At 66.1% G+C, this 14451-nt stretch carries 14 protein-coding genes; 8 read left to right on the plus strand and 6 right to left on the minus strand.

What is annotated here, in order from left to right; translation table 11 throughout:
• Positions 1 to 88 precede the first annotated feature (88 nt).
• Both rsgA and speB read right to left on the minus strand, forming a co-directional pair.
• The gene (gene rsgA, locus ACFSM0_RS14325; protein ID WP_377391715.1) at positions 89 to 1123 is read right to left on the minus strand and encodes a ribosome small subunit-dependent GTPase A; all 1035 of its coding nucleotides are present in this window, start codon (positions 1121 to 1123) and stop codon (positions 89 to 91) included.
• A 311-nt stretch (positions 1124 to 1434) separates the two neighbouring features.
• Positions 1435 to 2400, minus strand: a complete 966-nt coding sequence (gene speB, locus ACFSM0_RS14330; RefSeq protein ID WP_097070088.1) for an agmatinase — start codon at positions 2398 to 2400, stop codon at positions 1435 to 1437.
• Between the two features lie 115 nt (positions 2401 to 2515).
• Here speB and ACFSM0_RS14335 point away from each other — a divergent pair, with 115 nt between their 5' ends.
• Both ACFSM0_RS14335 and guaB read left to right on the plus strand, forming a co-directional pair.
• Positions 2516 to 3496, plus strand: a complete 981-nt coding sequence (locus tag ACFSM0_RS14335) for a TDT family transporter (RefSeq protein WP_377391719.1) — start codon at positions 2516 to 2518, stop codon at positions 3494 to 3496.
• Between the two features lie 68 nt (positions 3497 to 3564).
• A complete protein-coding gene (gene guaB, locus ACFSM0_RS14340) occupies positions 3565 to 5013 on the plus strand; it encodes an IMP dehydrogenase (protein WP_377391722.1) in 1449 nt (482 codons plus the stop codon).
• Positions 5014 to 5074: 61 nt separating this feature from the next.
• Here the strand turns inward: guaB and ACFSM0_RS14345 are convergent, their stop codons facing one another.
• Positions 5075 to 5500, minus strand: coding sequence for a DUF1284 domain-containing protein (locus ACFSM0_RS14345; RefSeq protein ID WP_377391725.1), 426 nt, complete (start codon positions 5498 to 5500; stop codon positions 5075 to 5077).
• Between the two features lie 287 nt (positions 5501 to 5787).
• On the opposite strand from ACFSM0_RS14345, the gene adh reads away from it, so the two are divergent.
• Complete coding sequence (gene adh, locus ACFSM0_RS14350; RefSeq protein WP_377391728.1) at positions 5788 to 7314, plus strand: aldehyde dehydrogenase; 1527 nt, start codon at positions 5788 to 5790, stop codon at positions 7312 to 7314.
• A 310-nt stretch (positions 7315 to 7624) separates the two neighbouring features.
• Here adh and ACFSM0_RS14355 read toward each other — a convergent pair whose 3' ends face one another.
• The 3 genes from ACFSM0_RS14355 to miaA all read right to left on the minus strand — a co-directional run bounded on the left by ACFSM0_RS14355 (position 7625) and on the right by miaA (position 10123).
• Entirely contained in the window at positions 7625 to 8164 is a 540-nt protein-coding gene (locus ACFSM0_RS14355; protein ID WP_377391731.1) for a TIGR00645 family protein, read from the minus strand.
• 66 nt (positions 8165 to 8230) lie between these two features.
• Positions 8231 to 9130 carry a helix-turn-helix domain-containing protein gene (locus tag ACFSM0_RS14360; protein WP_377391734.1) on the minus strand — a complete coding sequence of 300 codons (900 nt, stop codon included), beginning with the start codon at positions 9128 to 9130 and terminating at the stop codon, positions 8231 to 8233.
• 90 nt (positions 9131 to 9220) lie between these two features.
• Positions 9221 to 10123: a tRNA (adenosine(37)-N6)-dimethylallyltransferase MiaA gene (gene miaA, locus ACFSM0_RS14365; protein ID WP_377391736.1), complete on the minus strand. Its 903-nt coding sequence runs from the start codon at positions 10121 to 10123 to the stop codon at positions 9221 to 9223.
• 97 nt (positions 10124 to 10220) lie between these two features.
• On the opposite strand from miaA, the gene pyrH reads away from it, so the two are divergent.
• The 5 genes from pyrH to dxr all read left to right on the plus strand — a co-directional run bounded on the left by pyrH (position 10221) and on the right by dxr (position 14448).
• Positions 10221 to 10952: a UMP kinase gene (gene pyrH, locus ACFSM0_RS14370; RefSeq protein WP_097070093.1), complete on the plus strand. Its 732-nt coding sequence runs from the start codon at positions 10221 to 10223 to the stop codon at positions 10950 to 10952.
• Positions 10953 to 11076: 124 nt separating this feature from the next.
• Entirely contained in the window at positions 11077 to 11640 is a 564-nt protein-coding gene (gene frr / locus ACFSM0_RS14375) for a ribosome recycling factor (RefSeq protein WP_377391740.1), read from the plus strand.
• 169 nt (positions 11641 to 11809) lie between these two features.
• Positions 11810 to 12484, plus strand: a complete 675-nt coding sequence (gene uppS / locus ACFSM0_RS14380) for a polyprenyl diphosphate synthase (protein WP_377392488.1) — start codon at positions 11810 to 11812, stop codon at positions 12482 to 12484.
• On the plus strand, positions 12481 to 13272 hold the full coding sequence (locus ACFSM0_RS14385; RefSeq protein ID WP_377391743.1) for a phosphatidate cytidylyltransferase: 792 nt from the start codon (positions 12481 to 12483) through the stop codon (positions 13270 to 13272). Before uppS ends, ACFSM0_RS14385 begins: the two co-directional genes overlap by 4 nt.
• A gap of 3 nt (positions 13273 to 13275) precedes the next feature.
• Positions 13276 to 14448, plus strand: coding sequence for a 1-deoxy-D-xylulose-5-phosphate reductoisomerase (dxr, locus tag ACFSM0_RS14390; protein ID WP_377391746.1), 1173 nt, complete (start codon positions 13276 to 13278; stop codon positions 14446 to 14448).
• The last annotated feature ends 3 nt before the right edge of the window (positions 14449 to 14451 follow it).

The raw sequence follows: 14451 nt of genomic DNA on the forward strand, positions 1-14451 counted from the left end.
CTCCAGCGGTGACAAGATTTGCGCCACTATGGAAGCAAGCTGCGGGGGGCGCAATGGGGGCCGGGCGGGGGGCCGCCCGGCCCGGCGCTCAACCCCCCCGGCGGCGCGCCTTTTCGCGCCCCACGCGGCGGGTCATGCGGCCAAAGGCGCGGTCGCGGGCATGGGCCTCGGCGAGGGTCTCGGAATTGTAGCGATCCTCGCGGTCAAGCTTTTGCCAGCGCGTGAGCCGCTCCGGGGCGAGCTGCCCTGCGGCAATCGCAGCCTGCACCGCGCAGCCGGGCTCCTGTGCGTGGCGGCAATCGGCAAAGCGGCAGGTTGCGGCGAGCGCGGTGATATCGTCGAAGGTTGCGGCAATGCCTTCCCCCGCATCGCTCAGCCGCAACTCCCGCATGCCGGGCGTGTCAATCAGCCAGCCGCCCGCGGGCATCGCCAAAAGATGACGCGCGGTGGTGGTGTGGCGCCCTTTCGCATCATCCTCGCGGATGCCCGCCGTCGCCGCCGCGCCCCCCGTGAGCGCATTGGCGAGCGTCGTTTTGCCCACGCCCGAAGAGCCGAGCAGCGCCACCGTCTGCCCCGGCCCGCACCAATCGGCCAGCGCCGCGCCGGGGGGGCGCGCGTCGATCTGGCAGCAGGCCACGCGCGGGTCGATGGCGGCGGCGCGCGCGCTCCAGGCCTCGGGCTCCGCACTCAGATCGGCCTTGGTGAGCACGAAAACAGGCACCACCCCCGCGCTTCGCGCCAGTGCAAGGTAGCGCTCGAGCCGGGCAGGGTTGAAATCGGCATTGCAGGAGGTGGTGATGAAGAGCGTGTCCACATTTGCCGCAATCAGTTGGCGCGCGGCGCCGGTGCCCGCGGCGCGGCGCGCCAGCAGGCTGCGCCGCTCCAGCGCGCGGACCAGCCGCGTGCCATCCGAGAGCCCCCAATCGCCCACGGCCAGCGCCGCGGTGGTGCCCTGCGCGGGCGGGAGCAGGCTTTGCGCGCCGGCTGGCGTGCGCACGTCGAGCCGGTTGCGATGCACCGCCGCGATGCGGCAGGGGGTGAGGGTGGCGAGCTCTTCGAGCGAGAGCTGGCGCATGAAATCAGCAGCCCAGCCGAGCGCGGCGAGCGTGAGTGTGTCGGTCAATGGAATATCCTCGCAAGACACTGAAAGACGGGCGCCAAATGGCGCCGACGGCCGTCAGGGGGCGAGGCGGTCGCGGGTCAGCCCGTCAGAACGCCCCGGCCCGGAGGCTCACAAGATCCGACATATCCCCTCCTTGCAATGCGAATGCCCGATCTTACCCCGTTTCGCGCCTCGGGGCCAGCACCGGAACACCGCTCGCCCAGATCGGCTCAAAGCGCAGCCGTTCCCCTTCATCTTGCTGCAAATATCCTGGGGGGTCCGGGGGGCAACGCCCCCCGGCGGGTCGCTTCGGCCCCGCCGAAGCGAAAGACTCACCCCTCCCGCGTGCTGCGCGCATGGAAGATGAAGCCAAGGAAGTTCAGAAGCACCTGAGCCGCAAGGATCTGGGTCGCGCCCGAGGGGTCGTAATCGGGGGCCACCTCGACCAGATCGATCCCCACCACCTCATGGCGCCTGGCCACACCCTGCAAGATCTCGAGCACCTCGTAATAGAGAAACCCGCCATGCGAGGGCGTGCCCGTGCCCGGCGCGATCGAGGGGCAAAACCCGTCAATGTCGATCGTGACATAGATCCGCGCGCCCTCGGGCAATCGCGCCAGCACGCCTTCGGTGCCAAGCCGCCGCACCTGCCGCACGCTCAGGATATCGTCGCCCATCGCGCGCGCGGCCTCATAGCCGTCTTTCGCGGTCGAGGACACATTGCGGATGCCGAGCGCGGTGATGCCCTCGACATAGTCCTTTTCCGCCGCGCGCCGCATCGGGTTGCCATGGCCATGGCGCACGCCGTGGCGGACATCGACAAAATCGAGATGCGCATCGATCTGCAAAATATGGATCGGCCCCTGATCGTCAAAGGCGCGAATGCAGGGAATGTTGATCGAATGATCGCCGCCAATCACCACCGGCAGCGCCCCCGCCTTCAGCATCGCGCGCACCCCGGCCTCGATATTGGCATGGCTCGCCTCGGTATCGGTATGAACGATGTCGGCATCGCCAATATCGACGATGCGCACGCTCTCGGGCAGATAGGTCGCATCATCCTCATGGTCATAGGCGCCCGCATGGCCGAAGGAAAAGAGCGTCGAGGCCTCGCGCACCGCGCGCGGGCCAAAGCGCGCCCCCGCCCGGAACTGGGTGCCAAAATCGAAAGGCGCGCCCATCACCGCGACATCGGCCTCGATCTTCGTCCAATCCGCCACATAGGGCCGCTTGCCGAATGTGGAAATGCCGACGAAGGGCAGGTTCAGCCGCCCCGTCTCATAGCCGTGTTGCGCCATCTCTGATCTCCTTGCCGGTGGCTTTATCTGTCGCAATCTCTCCCGTGGCCGGGAGCTTTCCCTTTGGCGCGAAATATTGCAAGTTGCCCCGAAGCACAGATCATCGAGGTCACAGATGGCTCCCGTTCCGCCCGAGCTGATGCCGCCGCCCGCCGCGCCCGGAGGGCTGTGGCGGCGCACCCCGCCCGCGATCTTTCCGCCGCTCATGGGCCTCTTGGGGCTCATGCTGGGCTGGCGCCGCGCCGCCGCCGCCCTTGATCTGCCCGCGGCTTTGCCGGATCTGGCAATCGGCGCGGCCACGCTGCTCGCGCTCTTCACCCTTGCTGCCTATCTGGGCAAGATGGCGCGCCGCCCCGCCGTGGCGCTTGAGGATCTGAAGATCCTGCCCGGGCGGGCCGGTCTCTCGGCGGCGGTGCTCTCGATCTACCTGCTGGCCATCGGCATCGCACCTTTTGCCGCGCCGGGCGCGCGCGCCTTCTTCGGGCTCGGGCTTGCCTTCCATGTGATCCTGACCGGGGCGATGCTGTTGACCCTGCTCAAGGGCCCGCCCGAGCAGCGCCGCGTCACCCCGGTCTGGCATCTGACCTTTTCGGGCTGGATCGTCGCCGCGCTTGCCGCGCTTGCGCTGGGAAACATGCTGCTCGCCACGGTGTTCTTCTGGGCGGCGCTGGTCTTTGCCGTCGGCATCTGGACGGTGTCGCTCAGCCAGTTCGCCCGCGCAAGCGTGCCCGCCCCCCTGCGCCCGCTTCTGGCGATCCACCTTGCGCCGGTGGCGCTTTTGGGCACGGTTGCGGTCGGGCTCGGGGCCGAGACGCTGGCGATCCTGTTTGGCGCCGCCTCGGTGGTGCTTCTTGCGGTGCTCGCGGGGGCGGCCTTTTGGCTGCTCAAGGCCGGGTTCTCGCCGTTCTGGGGCGCGCTGACCTTTCCGATTGCGGCCACGGCAAATCTGTGGCTCGCGCTCGGAGGGCTTTGGCAGCTCGCGGGGATGGCCGCGCTCGCGCTTGCCACCGCCGTGATCCTGCCGATCGTGCTCCGGCTTTACAAGATGTGGGCAAAAGGTGATCTGGCCGCGAAAACCGGCGCGGCCTCGGCCTGAGGGGTTGCATCGGGCCGCGGTCCGTGAAACAGGGACGTGCCAACCGTTCCCTGCCGATGGAGACCCCCATGCAGATTCGCGAGGCCCTCACCTTCGATGACGTGCTTCTTGTTCCGGCCGCGTCCAGCGTCCTTCCCTCCGAGGCCGATGTTTCTACCCGGGTGACCCGGTCGATCCGGCTCAACATCCCGCTTCTGTCCTCGGCGATGGATACGGTGACCGAGGCCAAAATGGCGATTGCGCTCGCGCAAGCGGGGGGGATGGGGGTGATCCACCGCAACCTGAGCGTTGAGCAGCAGGAAGCGGAAGTGCGCCGCGTCAAGCGGTTTGAATCCGGGATCGTTTACAACCCGATCACGCTCACCGCAGAGCAAACGCTCGCCGATGCCAAAGCGCTGCGCGAGCGGTTCAATGTTTCGGGCTTCCCGGTGGTCGATGCCGCGGGCAAGGTCGTGGGCATCGTGACCAACCGCGACATGCGCTTTGCCACCGATGACCGCACCCCGGTGCGCGCGATGATGACCGCCGACAATCTCGCCATGCTGCAAGAGCCTGCCGACCGTGAAGAGGCGATGAGCCTGATGAAGGCGCGCCGGATCGAGAAGCTTCTGGTGGTGAATGCCGATGGCAAGCTCACCGGGCTTTTGACGCTGAAAGACAGCGAGCAATCCGTGCTGCACCCGCTGGCATGCAAGGATGAAAAGGGCCGGCTGCGGGTGGCCGCCGCCTCGACCGTGGGCGATGCGGGCTTTGAGCGCTCTTGCGCGCTGATCGACGCGGGCTGCGATCTGATCGTGATCGACACTGCGCATGGCCATTCCGAAGGCGTGGCGAAGGCGGTGGAGCGGGTCAAGGCCTATAGTTCGCGCGCGCAGGTCTGTGCCGGCAACGTCGCCACCGCCGAGGCGACCAAGGCGCTGATCGGCGCGGGGGCGGATGCAGTCAAGGTCGGCATCGGCCCGGGCTCGATCTGCACCACGCGGATCGTGGCGGGCGTCGGCGTGCCGCAGCTCACCGCGATCATGGATGCCTGCGCGGGCGCGGGCGACATTCCGATCATCGCCGATGGCGGCATCAAATATTCGGGCGATTTTGCCAAGGCGATCGCGGCGGGCGCCAGCTGCGCCATGGTCGGCTCGGCGATTGCGGGCACGGATGAAAGCCCCGGCGAGGTGATCCTGTATCAAGGCCGCTCCTACAAGAGCTACCGCGGCATGGGCTCGCTTGGCGCGATGGCGCGCGGCTCGGCGGACCGTTACTTCCAGAAAGATGCGGCCTCTGACAAGCTCGTGCCCGAAGGGATCGAGGGGCAGGTGCCCTACAAGGGCCCGGTCGCGGCGGTGCTGCACCAGATGGTTGGCGGTTTGCGCGCGGCGATGGGCTATACCGGCAATGGCTCGATCGAGGCGATGCGCGGCGGCTGCGAGTTCGTGCGCATCACCGGCGCGGGGCTGAAGGAAAGCCACGTCCATGACGTGCAGATCACCCGCGAGAGCCCGAATTACCGGATCGGCTGATCCGGCCCGACGAAATCAGATCCAAAGGCCGGGCATCGTCCCGGCCTTTTTGCTTTGGGGGCTAGAGCGGGGTGAGTGCGGTTTGGGCAAAGCCCGCCTGCGCCGCCGCGCGGCACAACTGGTCCCATTCACAGCCGCGACAGGCGCTGCGGATCGTCTCTGCGGCAAACGCCTGGCGCAAACGCGCGATGCGGGGGGCATCGAGGCAAAAGCGCAGCCCCGGCGCGACGGCGAGGCCCAGGAGCGCGCCCACCTCGCGCGCGGCGGCCGCGTCGCGCTCGATGACCGAGCAGCGGTGGCAATGCGGCTCTCGTTCGCTGAGCAGCGGCGCGCAGATGTCATCCGGCCCGGCGACAATCTCGATTTCCTCGCCCGCGCCCAGCCGGGGCACCACCGCCGACATATTGGCGGTAAAGGCGGGCGTGTAACCCGTGCCGGCATAGGTGAGCATGCACAGCAGATGATGCGGGCGCAGTCTCAGGGTCATGGCGGGCACTTTCTGGCTTGGACGGGCTTCTGGGCGTATCGGGCCGCTTTGAGCGGTGCGCCTCTGTGCCCCGAGCGCCTCCTCCGTGCAAGGGGGCGGCATGCGGCGCGCCCTGCGGCAATCTGCGCGATTTACGAAAAAAGCGATGCTGCAGTTGCACCTGTCTCGCCGCTGAAACAGATCAGCCATAACGCAACAGCAAAGCGGCTATGCAAGAATCGCTTGGTCGCGCAATCTCGTCTGATCAGCTTGCCCCGGGAGGGGGCGTGACCATCAGGGAGGAAAAGATGGCCAACGATATGCCGCATACGTTCAACGGGGTGATGGTGTCGCCCTTCAAGCCGCGCTACGAAAACTTCATCGGCGGAAAATGGACGCCGCCGGTTGGCGGGCAGTATTTTGACAACATCACCCCGATCACCGGCGAGAAGGTGTGCGAAGTGGCGCGCTCGGGGGCTGCCGATGTCGAACTGGCGCTCGATGCTGCCCATGCCGCGAAAGAGGCCTGGGGCACGACCTCGGCCGCGCATCGCTCGAACGTGCTTTTGAAGATCGCGGACCGGATCGAGGAAAACCTCGACCTGATCGCCGCCGCCGAAACCTGGGACAACGGCAAGCCGATCCGCGAAACCACCGCCGCCGACATTCCGCTTTCGATCGACCATTTCCGCTACTTTGCGGGCGTGCTGCGCGGCCAGGAAGGCTCGATGTCGGAGATCGACAACGACACCGTCGCCTATCACTACCATGAGCCGCTCGGTGTGGTGGGCCAGATCATCCCGTGGAACTTCTCGATCCTGATGGCGGCCTGGAAACTGGCGCCCGCGCTCGCCGCCGGCAATTGCATCGTGATGAAACCCGCCGAACAGACCCCGGCGGCGATCATGGTGCTGATCGACGTGATCAAGGATCTGCTGCCGCCGGGTGTGCTCAACATCGTCAACGGCATGGGCCCCGATGTCGGCGCGCCGCTCGCCCGCTCGAACCGGATCGCGAAAATCGCCTTCACCGGCTCAACCGAGACCGGCCGCAAGATCATGCAATATGCCACCGAAAACCTTATTCCGGTGACGCTGGAGCTTGGCGGCAAATCGCCCAACATCTTCTTTTCCGATGTGATGGCGAAGGATGACGCCTTCCTCGACAAGGCCGTCGAAGGCTTCGTGCTCTTTGCCTTCAACCAGGGCGAGGTCTGCACCTGCCCCTCGCGCGCGCTCATTCAGGAAGACATCTACGAAGAGTTCATCGCGCGTTGCATCGCCCGCGTTCAGGCGATCAAGCAGGGCGACCCGCGTCTGATGGAAACCATGGTCGGCGCGCAGGCGAGCCAGGAGCAGCAGGACAAGATCATGTCCTACCTGACGATTGGCCGCGACGAAGGCGCAGAAGTGCTCTGCGGCGGCGATGCCGCGCGCCTTGGCGGCGATCTTGCAAACGGCTTCTACATCCAGCCGACGATCCTCAAGGGCCACAACAAGATGCGCGTGTTCCAGGAGGAAATCTTTGGCCCGGTGGTGTCGGTCACCACCTTCAAGGACGAGGAAGAGGCGCTCCATATCGCCAATGACACGATGTATGGCCTTGGCGCCGGCGTCTGGTCGCGCGACATCAACACCTGCTACCGCTTTGGCCGCCACATTCAGGCGGGCCGGGTCTGGGTCAACAACTACCACGCCTATCCGGCGCATGCGGCCTTTGGCGGCTACAAGCAATCCGGCATCGGGCGCGAGACCCACAAGATGATGCTCGACCATTACCAGCAGACCAAGAACATGCTGGTCAGCTACAACCCGAACAAGCTGGGCTTCTTCTAACCCTCCCCTGCCCAGCTTTTTGGCCGCTCCCTTCCCGGGGAGCGGCCTTTCGTCTGTGTGTCGAAGGGGCGTTTGCCCTTGCGGCGCGCGCGGGTGCCGCCTTGGCTTTTGCCAAGCCTCTGCGCCATCTTGCCCAAGAGATCGCCATGACCTTTCGCAAGCCAAACCTGTGCGCTGCTGTGGCCATGTGGTGATCGGCGGGGTCTGTCTCTGGCGGCGAAGGCTCGGGGCGGCGTGCGAGGGCGCGCCTAAAGCCCGCCTGAGCCGGGCGCAAAGGCATCAAGGGGCGCCCGAGAGCGCCCCTTGCCGTTTAATGCGCCTTCTCTGAGGTGTGATATTTGGCGCTTTTCTTCAGGGTTTTGGCGTGGTTCGAGATCCAGTCCATCGTCGCCAGAAGCACCCCCGAGACGACAAAGACCAGATGGATCGTGATCATCCAGATGATCTTTTCTTGCGGGTATTTCTCCAGATCCATGAACACTTTCAGCAGGTGGATCCCGGAGATTGCCACGATCGAGGCGACGAGCTTGAGCTTCAGCGTCGAAAAATCCACTTCGCCCTGCCAGTCGGGCCGGTCCTCGTGATCGGCGGTGTCCATCCGCGAGACGAAATTTTCGTAGCCCGAAAAGATCACGATCAGGAGCAGGTTTGCCGCAAGGCTCAGGTCGATCAGCGAGAGCGCGCCCATCACCGCGTGGTCAACATCGAGCTGCGGGATCTCGAGGACGAAATGGTAAAGCTCGAGCATGAAGGCCCAGAGCAGAATGGCGAGCGTGCCGACAAGGCCCAGATACATTGGCGCCATCAGCCAGCGGCTGGCAAAAAGCACCCGTTCGATTGCGCGTTCCATGAAAATCCCCGGTCAGAATGGTGTGCCGCAGAAATAGCGGCCCGCGGGGGCGCTGCAAAGGGGGGCTCAGCCGCCGCGACGAAAGGCCGAGGGGGTCTTGCCGGTGCGGGCCTGAAAGGCGCGGGTGAAATAGGCCGCCGAAGTGAAGCCGAGGCTCGCGGCGATGTCTTTCACCGGGGCGCGGGTCTCGGCGAGCAACCGGCGCGCCTCATAGAGGCGGCGATCTTGCAAAAGATCCGAGGCGGCGCGGCCACAATTGGCGCGGCAGGCGCGGGTGAGATGGGTTGCGGTCACGCCAAGGCTCGCGGCGTAATCGGCCACACCATGCCCGGAGCGGAAATCGCGCTCCAAAAGCGCGGTGTAGCGCGCCACGAGCTTGCGGCCCCGCCCGCCGGTGGCCGGGCGCGTTTCTTGCGGTTGCGCGGCGGTCTGGCGCTCAAGCGCAACGCTCAGAAGCCCAAGATAATGGCTCGCGGCACGTTCCGCGCCGGGGCGGCCACTGTCCAGCTCACGCCCCGCGGAATCAATGAGCCCGGTCATTTCGCCCTGCGCAGCGGTATCGCGGATGCGCAGATGCTGCGCGGCATGGGGCAGGGGCAGATCCGTGCCGCGGCCAAAGAAGACCGCCATGCCATGCGTTTGCAGGCCGATCTCGAAGGCATGCATGACGCCCGGCGGCAGGAACACTGCCGTATGGGGCCCGTAGCCGCGGGTCACGCCGCCGAGCGTGATCCGGCCCTGACCGCGGGTGAACCACAAAAGGCAGGGCTCGGAGAGGGCGCGCATCGCCTCCACCCGCCAGCGTCCGCCCTGCGCGAGCCGCGCCAGCGGCACCACGCGCGGCGCGGACGGCGCCTCGGGCAGGAGCGACGCAGCCGCGCGCCGCGGCCGGGCAGGCGCCTCGGGGCGCACAGAAGTCTCTGGCTGCGCGGAGGGCGCAAGCGGGGGCGTCGAGAACAGTTTCACGGGGGTCCGGTCCGGCAGCTTCAATCGCCTGAAGAATAGGGGGGAGGCACTTGTAATTTCAACGAAAATTATCGTGACAACAAGAAAGGCTCAGGCCCGCTCTATATTGTGCCAGCGCCCCATCCGGGCACGAAACCAGGTGCGTTGGCGCTTGGCATATTGGCGCGAGGCGGCTTTGGCGCGGGTGATCGCCTCGGAAAGCGGAAGCTCGCCCGCGAGATGGGCGATGAGTTCGGGCGCGCCGATTGCGCGCGCCCAGAGCGCACGGGGCGCCCAATGAGGCCGCATCGCACGCACCTCCTCAAGCGCGCCCGCGGCGATCATCGCGTCAAACCGGAGCTCGATGCGCGCGGCGAGCCTGTCGCGGTCCACTGACAACAGGAGCGGCGTGCAGGCGGCGCGCGGCAAAAGCGGCGGCGGGGTCATGTCTTGCCATGCCGCAAGGCCGCGGCCGGTGGCGCGCATCACCTCCCAGGCGCGCTGCACCCGCATCGGGTTGCGCGGATCGACGCGCGCCGCCGTGGCGGGGTCAAGCTCGGCGCGCATCCCCTCGTGCCCCTCGGCGTTGCGCCGGGCATCGGCCTCGGCGCGGATCTCGGGCGGGGTTTCGGGGATTTCGGCCAGGCCCTCGGTCAGCGCGGTGAAATAAAGCCCGGTGCCGCCGACGATGATGGGCCGCGGCCCGGTGCCTTCGCGAAATGCAGCAAGAATGGGCGCAACCTCGCGCAACCAGGCGCCCACGGAATAATCTTCGCCCGCCGCGCGATGCCCGTAAAGCAGGTGGGGGGCGCGCGCTTCTTCCTGTTCTGAAGGCCGCGCCGAGAGCACGCGCCAGCAGGCCCAAACCTGCAGCGCATCGGCATTCACCACCACGCCGCCGGATTTTTCTGCGATTTCAAGCGCCAGCGCCGATTTGCCGCTGGCGGTCGCGCCTGCCAGCAGAACCGGGCGATCTGCAGGCAGGGCAGCAAGATCGGCGAGCGGCTCGGTCACGGCATCGGTCCTCTCACGTCCGGGGCGGGTTGTCAGCGCCCGCCATTTGCGACATTTTGCGCGCCAAAGACAACAGCGATCAGATCGAGGACCCGCGATGAGCGATGAAGCCGCGCCGAGCGTGAAGTACAAACGTGTGATGTTGAAGATTTCCGGTGAGGCATTGATGGGCGATCAGGGCTATGGGCTGCATCCGCCCACCGTTGCCCGCATCGCCCGCGAGGTGAAATCGGTTCACGACATGGGCGTCGAGATCTGCATGGTGATCGGCGGCGGCAATATCTTCCGCGGGCTGGCGGGCTCGGCGCAGGGGATGGAGCGCACCACGGCGGATTACATGGGCATGCTCGCCACCGTGATGAATGCGCTCGGCATGCAGGCGCAGCTTGAGGCGCTTGGCATCCACACCCGCGTGATCTCGGCGATTCCGATGGATCAGGTCTGTGAGCCCTATATCCGCCGCCGCGCCGTGCGCCACCTTGAGAAAAAGCGGATCTGCGTTTTTGCGGCGGGCACCGGCAACCCCTATTTCACCACGGACACGGCGGCGACGCTGCGCGCCAACGAGATGAACTGCGAGGCGATCTTCAAGGGCACCAAGGTTGATGGCGTCTATGACAAGGATCCGAAGAAGTTTGCGGATGCCAAGCGCTACGACACCGTGAGCTACGATGAATGCCTGCAAAAGAACCTTGGCGTGATGGATGCCTCGGCGATTGCGCTTGCGCGCGACAATGCGCTGCCGATCATCGTTTTTTCGCTCGATGAGCCGGGGGGCTTCCGCGGCATTCTTGCGGGGCAGGGCACCTACACCCGGGTGCAGGGCTGAGCCCGGGTCCGGCCCGGACCTTCCGAACCGTGATGCCTCGGGGCCGGGTGTGCGCGCTTGGCCCCTATCCAAGGCCGCGCCATGCGGCTAGAAAGAAACCGACTGACAAGACCGGGGAGAGCCCATGTCCGACGAAATCGAAATCGACACCGATGACCTCGCGCGCCGCATGGAAGGCGCGATGCACTCGCTCAAGCATGAATTTGGCACTTTGCGCACCGGGCGGGCCTCGGCCACCATGGTCGAGCCGATCATGGTCGATGCCTATGGCTCGCTGACGCCGATCAACCAGGTTGGCACGATCAACGTGCCCGAGCCGCGGATGGTGACCATCAACGTCTGGGACAAGGGGATGATCTCCAAGGTGGAAAAGGCGATCCGCGAGTCGGGGCTCGGGATCAACCCGCAGACCAACGGGCCGATCATCATGCTGCCGATCCCGGAGCTGAACGAGGAACGCCGCCGCGAGCTGACCAAGGTGGCCGCGCAATATGCCGAACATGCCCGCGTGGCGGTGCGCAACGTGCGCCGCGACGGCATGGACCAGATCAAGAAGGCCAAGACGAACGGCATGTCGGAAGATGACGTGAAGTTCTGGGAAGCCGAGGTCGAGGATCTGACCAAGAAACACATCAGCCTTGTCGACAAGGCGCTGGAAGAGAAGCAGGCGGAGATCATGCAGGTCTGAGACCTGCGGAGCGCCGATTTCAGGGCATGTCGAGCGCGCGCGCGCAGAAAGGCAGATCATGGCCGCGACCAAGCCGACCCGGGCTTCGGCCTCTGCTCCGGTTTCCGGGCCGGGGGAGAATTCTGGCGTGAGCGCTATTGATCATGGCGTGTCGCATGTGGCGATCATCATGGACGGCAACGGTCGCTGGGCGAAAGAGCGCGGCTGGCCGCGGCTTGTGGGCCACCGGCGCGGCGCGGAGCGGGTGAAAGAGATCACCCGGGCCTGCCCGGATATGGGCGTCAAATGGCTCACCGTCTATGCGTTCTCGACCGAGAACTGGAAGCGCTCGACCGAGGAAGTTCTTGGTTTGATGGCGCTTTTTGCCAGATACATCCAGCGTGAGGCCGATGCGCTTTCTGCCGAAGGGGTGCGGATGCGCTTTATTGGCGACCGCGCTCCGCTTGACCGCAAGCTTTCGGCGCTGATGTCGGGGATCGAGGAGCGCACGGCCAACAACGGCCGCCTCAACCTGACGGTGGCGATCAACTATGGCGGGCGCGATGAGCTTGTGCGCGCCGCGGCCCGGCTTGCGGCGCAGGCTGCCGAGGGCCGGATCGCCCCCGAAGAGATCACCCCCGCACGGCTTGAGAGCTGCCTTGATACCGCCGATCTGCCGGACCCGGATCTGGTCATCCGCACCTCGGGGGAGAGCCGCACCTCCAACTTTCTGCCGTGGCAGGCGGCCTATGCGGAATATGAATTCACGCCCACGCTCTGGCCCGATTTTACGCCGGCGGAGCTTTCGGGGATTCTTGCCCGGTTCAGCACACGCGACCGCCGGTTTGGCGGGGTGACCGCATGAGCGCGAACTGGTCGGACCTGCGCGCCCGCACGGCTTCGGGCCTTGCCATGGTTGCGGTGGGGGCTTTTGCAATCTGGTGGGGCGGCACGGTCTTTGGGCTTCTCGCGGTGCTCGTGGTCACGCTGATGGTCTGGGAACTCGCGGCGATGACCACGCCCGAGGGCACATCGGGCAGGCAGGCAAAAGCGCTTGCCGCGCTCGCGGGCGGCCTGACGCTTTTGGTGCTGTTCTTGCCCAATGCGATCACCCGGATCGCGCTTTTGGTGCCGGTGATCATCGGCACGCTGATGCCGCGGCGGGACCGGACGATTTTTGCCTCCTATGCGTTTTTCGTGATGGCGACGGGCTATGCGCTGATCATGCTGCGCGGCTGGGTCGGCGCGCTCGGCATCCTGTGGCTCGTGGCGGTGGTCGTGATCTCGGATGTGGCGGGCTATTTTGCCGGCCGGGCCCTTGGCGGGCCGAAATTCTGGCCCCGTGTCTCGCCCAAAAAGACATGGTCGGGCACGGTCGCGGGCTGGATCGGTGCGGCGGGTGTGGGGGCGCTGTTCTGGGCGCTCGGACTGGGCTCCTGGGTTCTCGTGCCGCTCTCGCCCGTGATCGCGCTGTCGGGGCAGATGGGCGACATTGCCGAGAGCGCGATCAAGCGCCGCATGGGCGTGAAAGACAGCTCAAACCTCATTCCGGGGCATGGCGGGCTGCTGGACCGGTTCGATGCGCTGATTGGCGCAGTTTCCATTCTGCTGCTGATCTATCCTTTATTGCCCCGGAATTTCTTCGGAGGGTAAGTCATGCGTCGCGTATCGGTTTTCGGAGCCACCGGCTCGATCGGGGTCAATACGCTTGACCTGATCGGGCGCCGGCCCGAGGCGTTTCAGGTCGTGGCCCTGTCGGGCGGGCGCAATGTGAAGCTGCTGGCCGAGCAGGCGCGGCAGTTCAACGCCGAGATCGCCGTCACCGCACATGAAGATTGCCTTGAGGAGTTGCGCGCGGCGCTCGCGGGCACCGCCACCGAGGTGGCTGCGGGCAAGGGCGCTCTGGTCGAGGCCGCCCTGCGCCCGGCTGACTGGGTGATGAGCGCCATCGTTGGCGCCGCGGGGCTGGCGCCGGGCTTTGCCGCGCTCTCGCAGGGCACCACGCTGGCACTGGCCAACAAGGAATCACTCGTCACCGCCGGGCCGCTTTTGCTTGCCGAGGCGCAAAAGCACGGCGCGCGCATCCTGCCCGTCGACAGTGAGCATTCGGCGGTGTTTCAGGCGCTCGTGGGCGAGGATTATGCCGCGGTCGAGCGGGTGATCATCACCGCCTCGGGCGGCGCCTTCCGCGATTGGCCGCTCGAAAAGCTGAAAGAGGCCACCGTCGCGCAGGCCTCCACCCATCCGAACTGGGCCATGGGCCAGCGCATCACCATCGATTCCGCCTCGATGTTCAACAAGGCGATGGAGCTCATCGAGACAAAAGAGTTCTTCGGCTTTCCGCCAGAGATGATCGAGGCCGTGGTGCACCCCGAGTCGATGATCCATGCGCTGGTGGGCTTCAAGGATGGCGCACTGATGGCGCATCTGGGCGCGCCCGACATGCGCCACGCGATCGGCTATGCGCTCAACTGGCCCGAGCGCGAGGATCTGCCGGTGAAGCGGCTCGATCTGGTGGAGATCGGCAAGCTCACCTTCCGCAAGGCCGACGAGGCGCGCTTTCCGGCGCTGCGGCTCGCGCGCGAGGTCATGGCCACCGGCGGCACCGCGGGCGCGGCCTTCAATGCCGCGAAGGAAGCGGCGCTTGATGCCTTTATCGCCGAGGAGATCGGTTTTCTCGACATGGGGGCGCTTGTTACCGCGGTGCTCACGGAGATGTCGGCCCGCCACGGGCTTGGAAAACCGCTTGAGAACCTCGATATGGTCTACCAGACCGATGCCACGGCGCGCGCCATTGCGCGTCAGGTGATCCCGAGCCTAAGGACCTGACCC

The sequence above is a fragment of the Rhodobacter lacus genome (assembly GCF_042683065.1).
Lineage (GTDB): Bacteria > Pseudomonadota > Alphaproteobacteria > Rhodobacterales > Rhodobacteraceae > Rhodobacter > Rhodobacter lacus.

Bases quoted from the DNA above. Each gene is read 5' to 3' on its own strand.
- speB (WP_097070088.1), bottom strand. From the start codon at position 2,400: ATGGCGCAACACGGCTATGAGACGGGGCGGCTGAACCTGCCCTTCGTC.
- ACFSM0_RS14335 (WP_377391719.1), top strand. From the start codon at position 2,516: ATGGCTCCCGTTCCGCCCGAGCTGATGCCGCCGCCCGCCGCGCCCGGA.
- guaB (WP_377391722.1), top strand. From the start codon at position 3,565: ATGCAGATTCGCGAGGCCCTCACCTTCGATGACGTGCTTCTTGTTCCG.
- ACFSM0_RS14345 (WP_377391725.1), bottom strand. From the start codon at position 5,500: ATGACCCTGAGACTGCGCCCGCATCATCTGCTGTGCATGCTCACCTAT.
- adh (WP_377391728.1), top strand. From the start codon at position 5,788: ATGGCCAACGATATGCCGCATACGTTCAACGGGGTGATGGTGTCGCCC.
- ACFSM0_RS14355 (WP_377391731.1), bottom strand. From the start codon at position 8,164: ATGGAACGCGCAATCGAACGGGTGCTTTTTGCCAGCCGCTGGCTGATG.
- pyrH (WP_097070093.1), top strand. From the start codon at position 10,221: ATGAGCGATGAAGCCGCGCCGAGCGTGAAGTACAAACGTGTGATGTTG.
- frr (WP_377391740.1), top strand. From the start codon at position 11,077: ATGTCCGACGAAATCGAAATCGACACCGATGACCTCGCGCGCCGCATG.
- uppS (WP_377392488.1), top strand. From the start codon at position 11,810: ATGGACGGCAACGGTCGCTGGGCGAAAGAGCGCGGCTGGCCGCGGCTT.
- ACFSM0_RS14385 (WP_377391743.1), top strand. From the start codon at position 12,481: ATGAGCGCGAACTGGTCGGACCTGCGCGCCCGCACGGCTTCGGGCCTT.
- dxr (WP_377391746.1), top strand. From the start codon at position 13,276: ATGCGTCGCGTATCGGTTTTCGGAGCCACCGGCTCGATCGGGGTCAAT.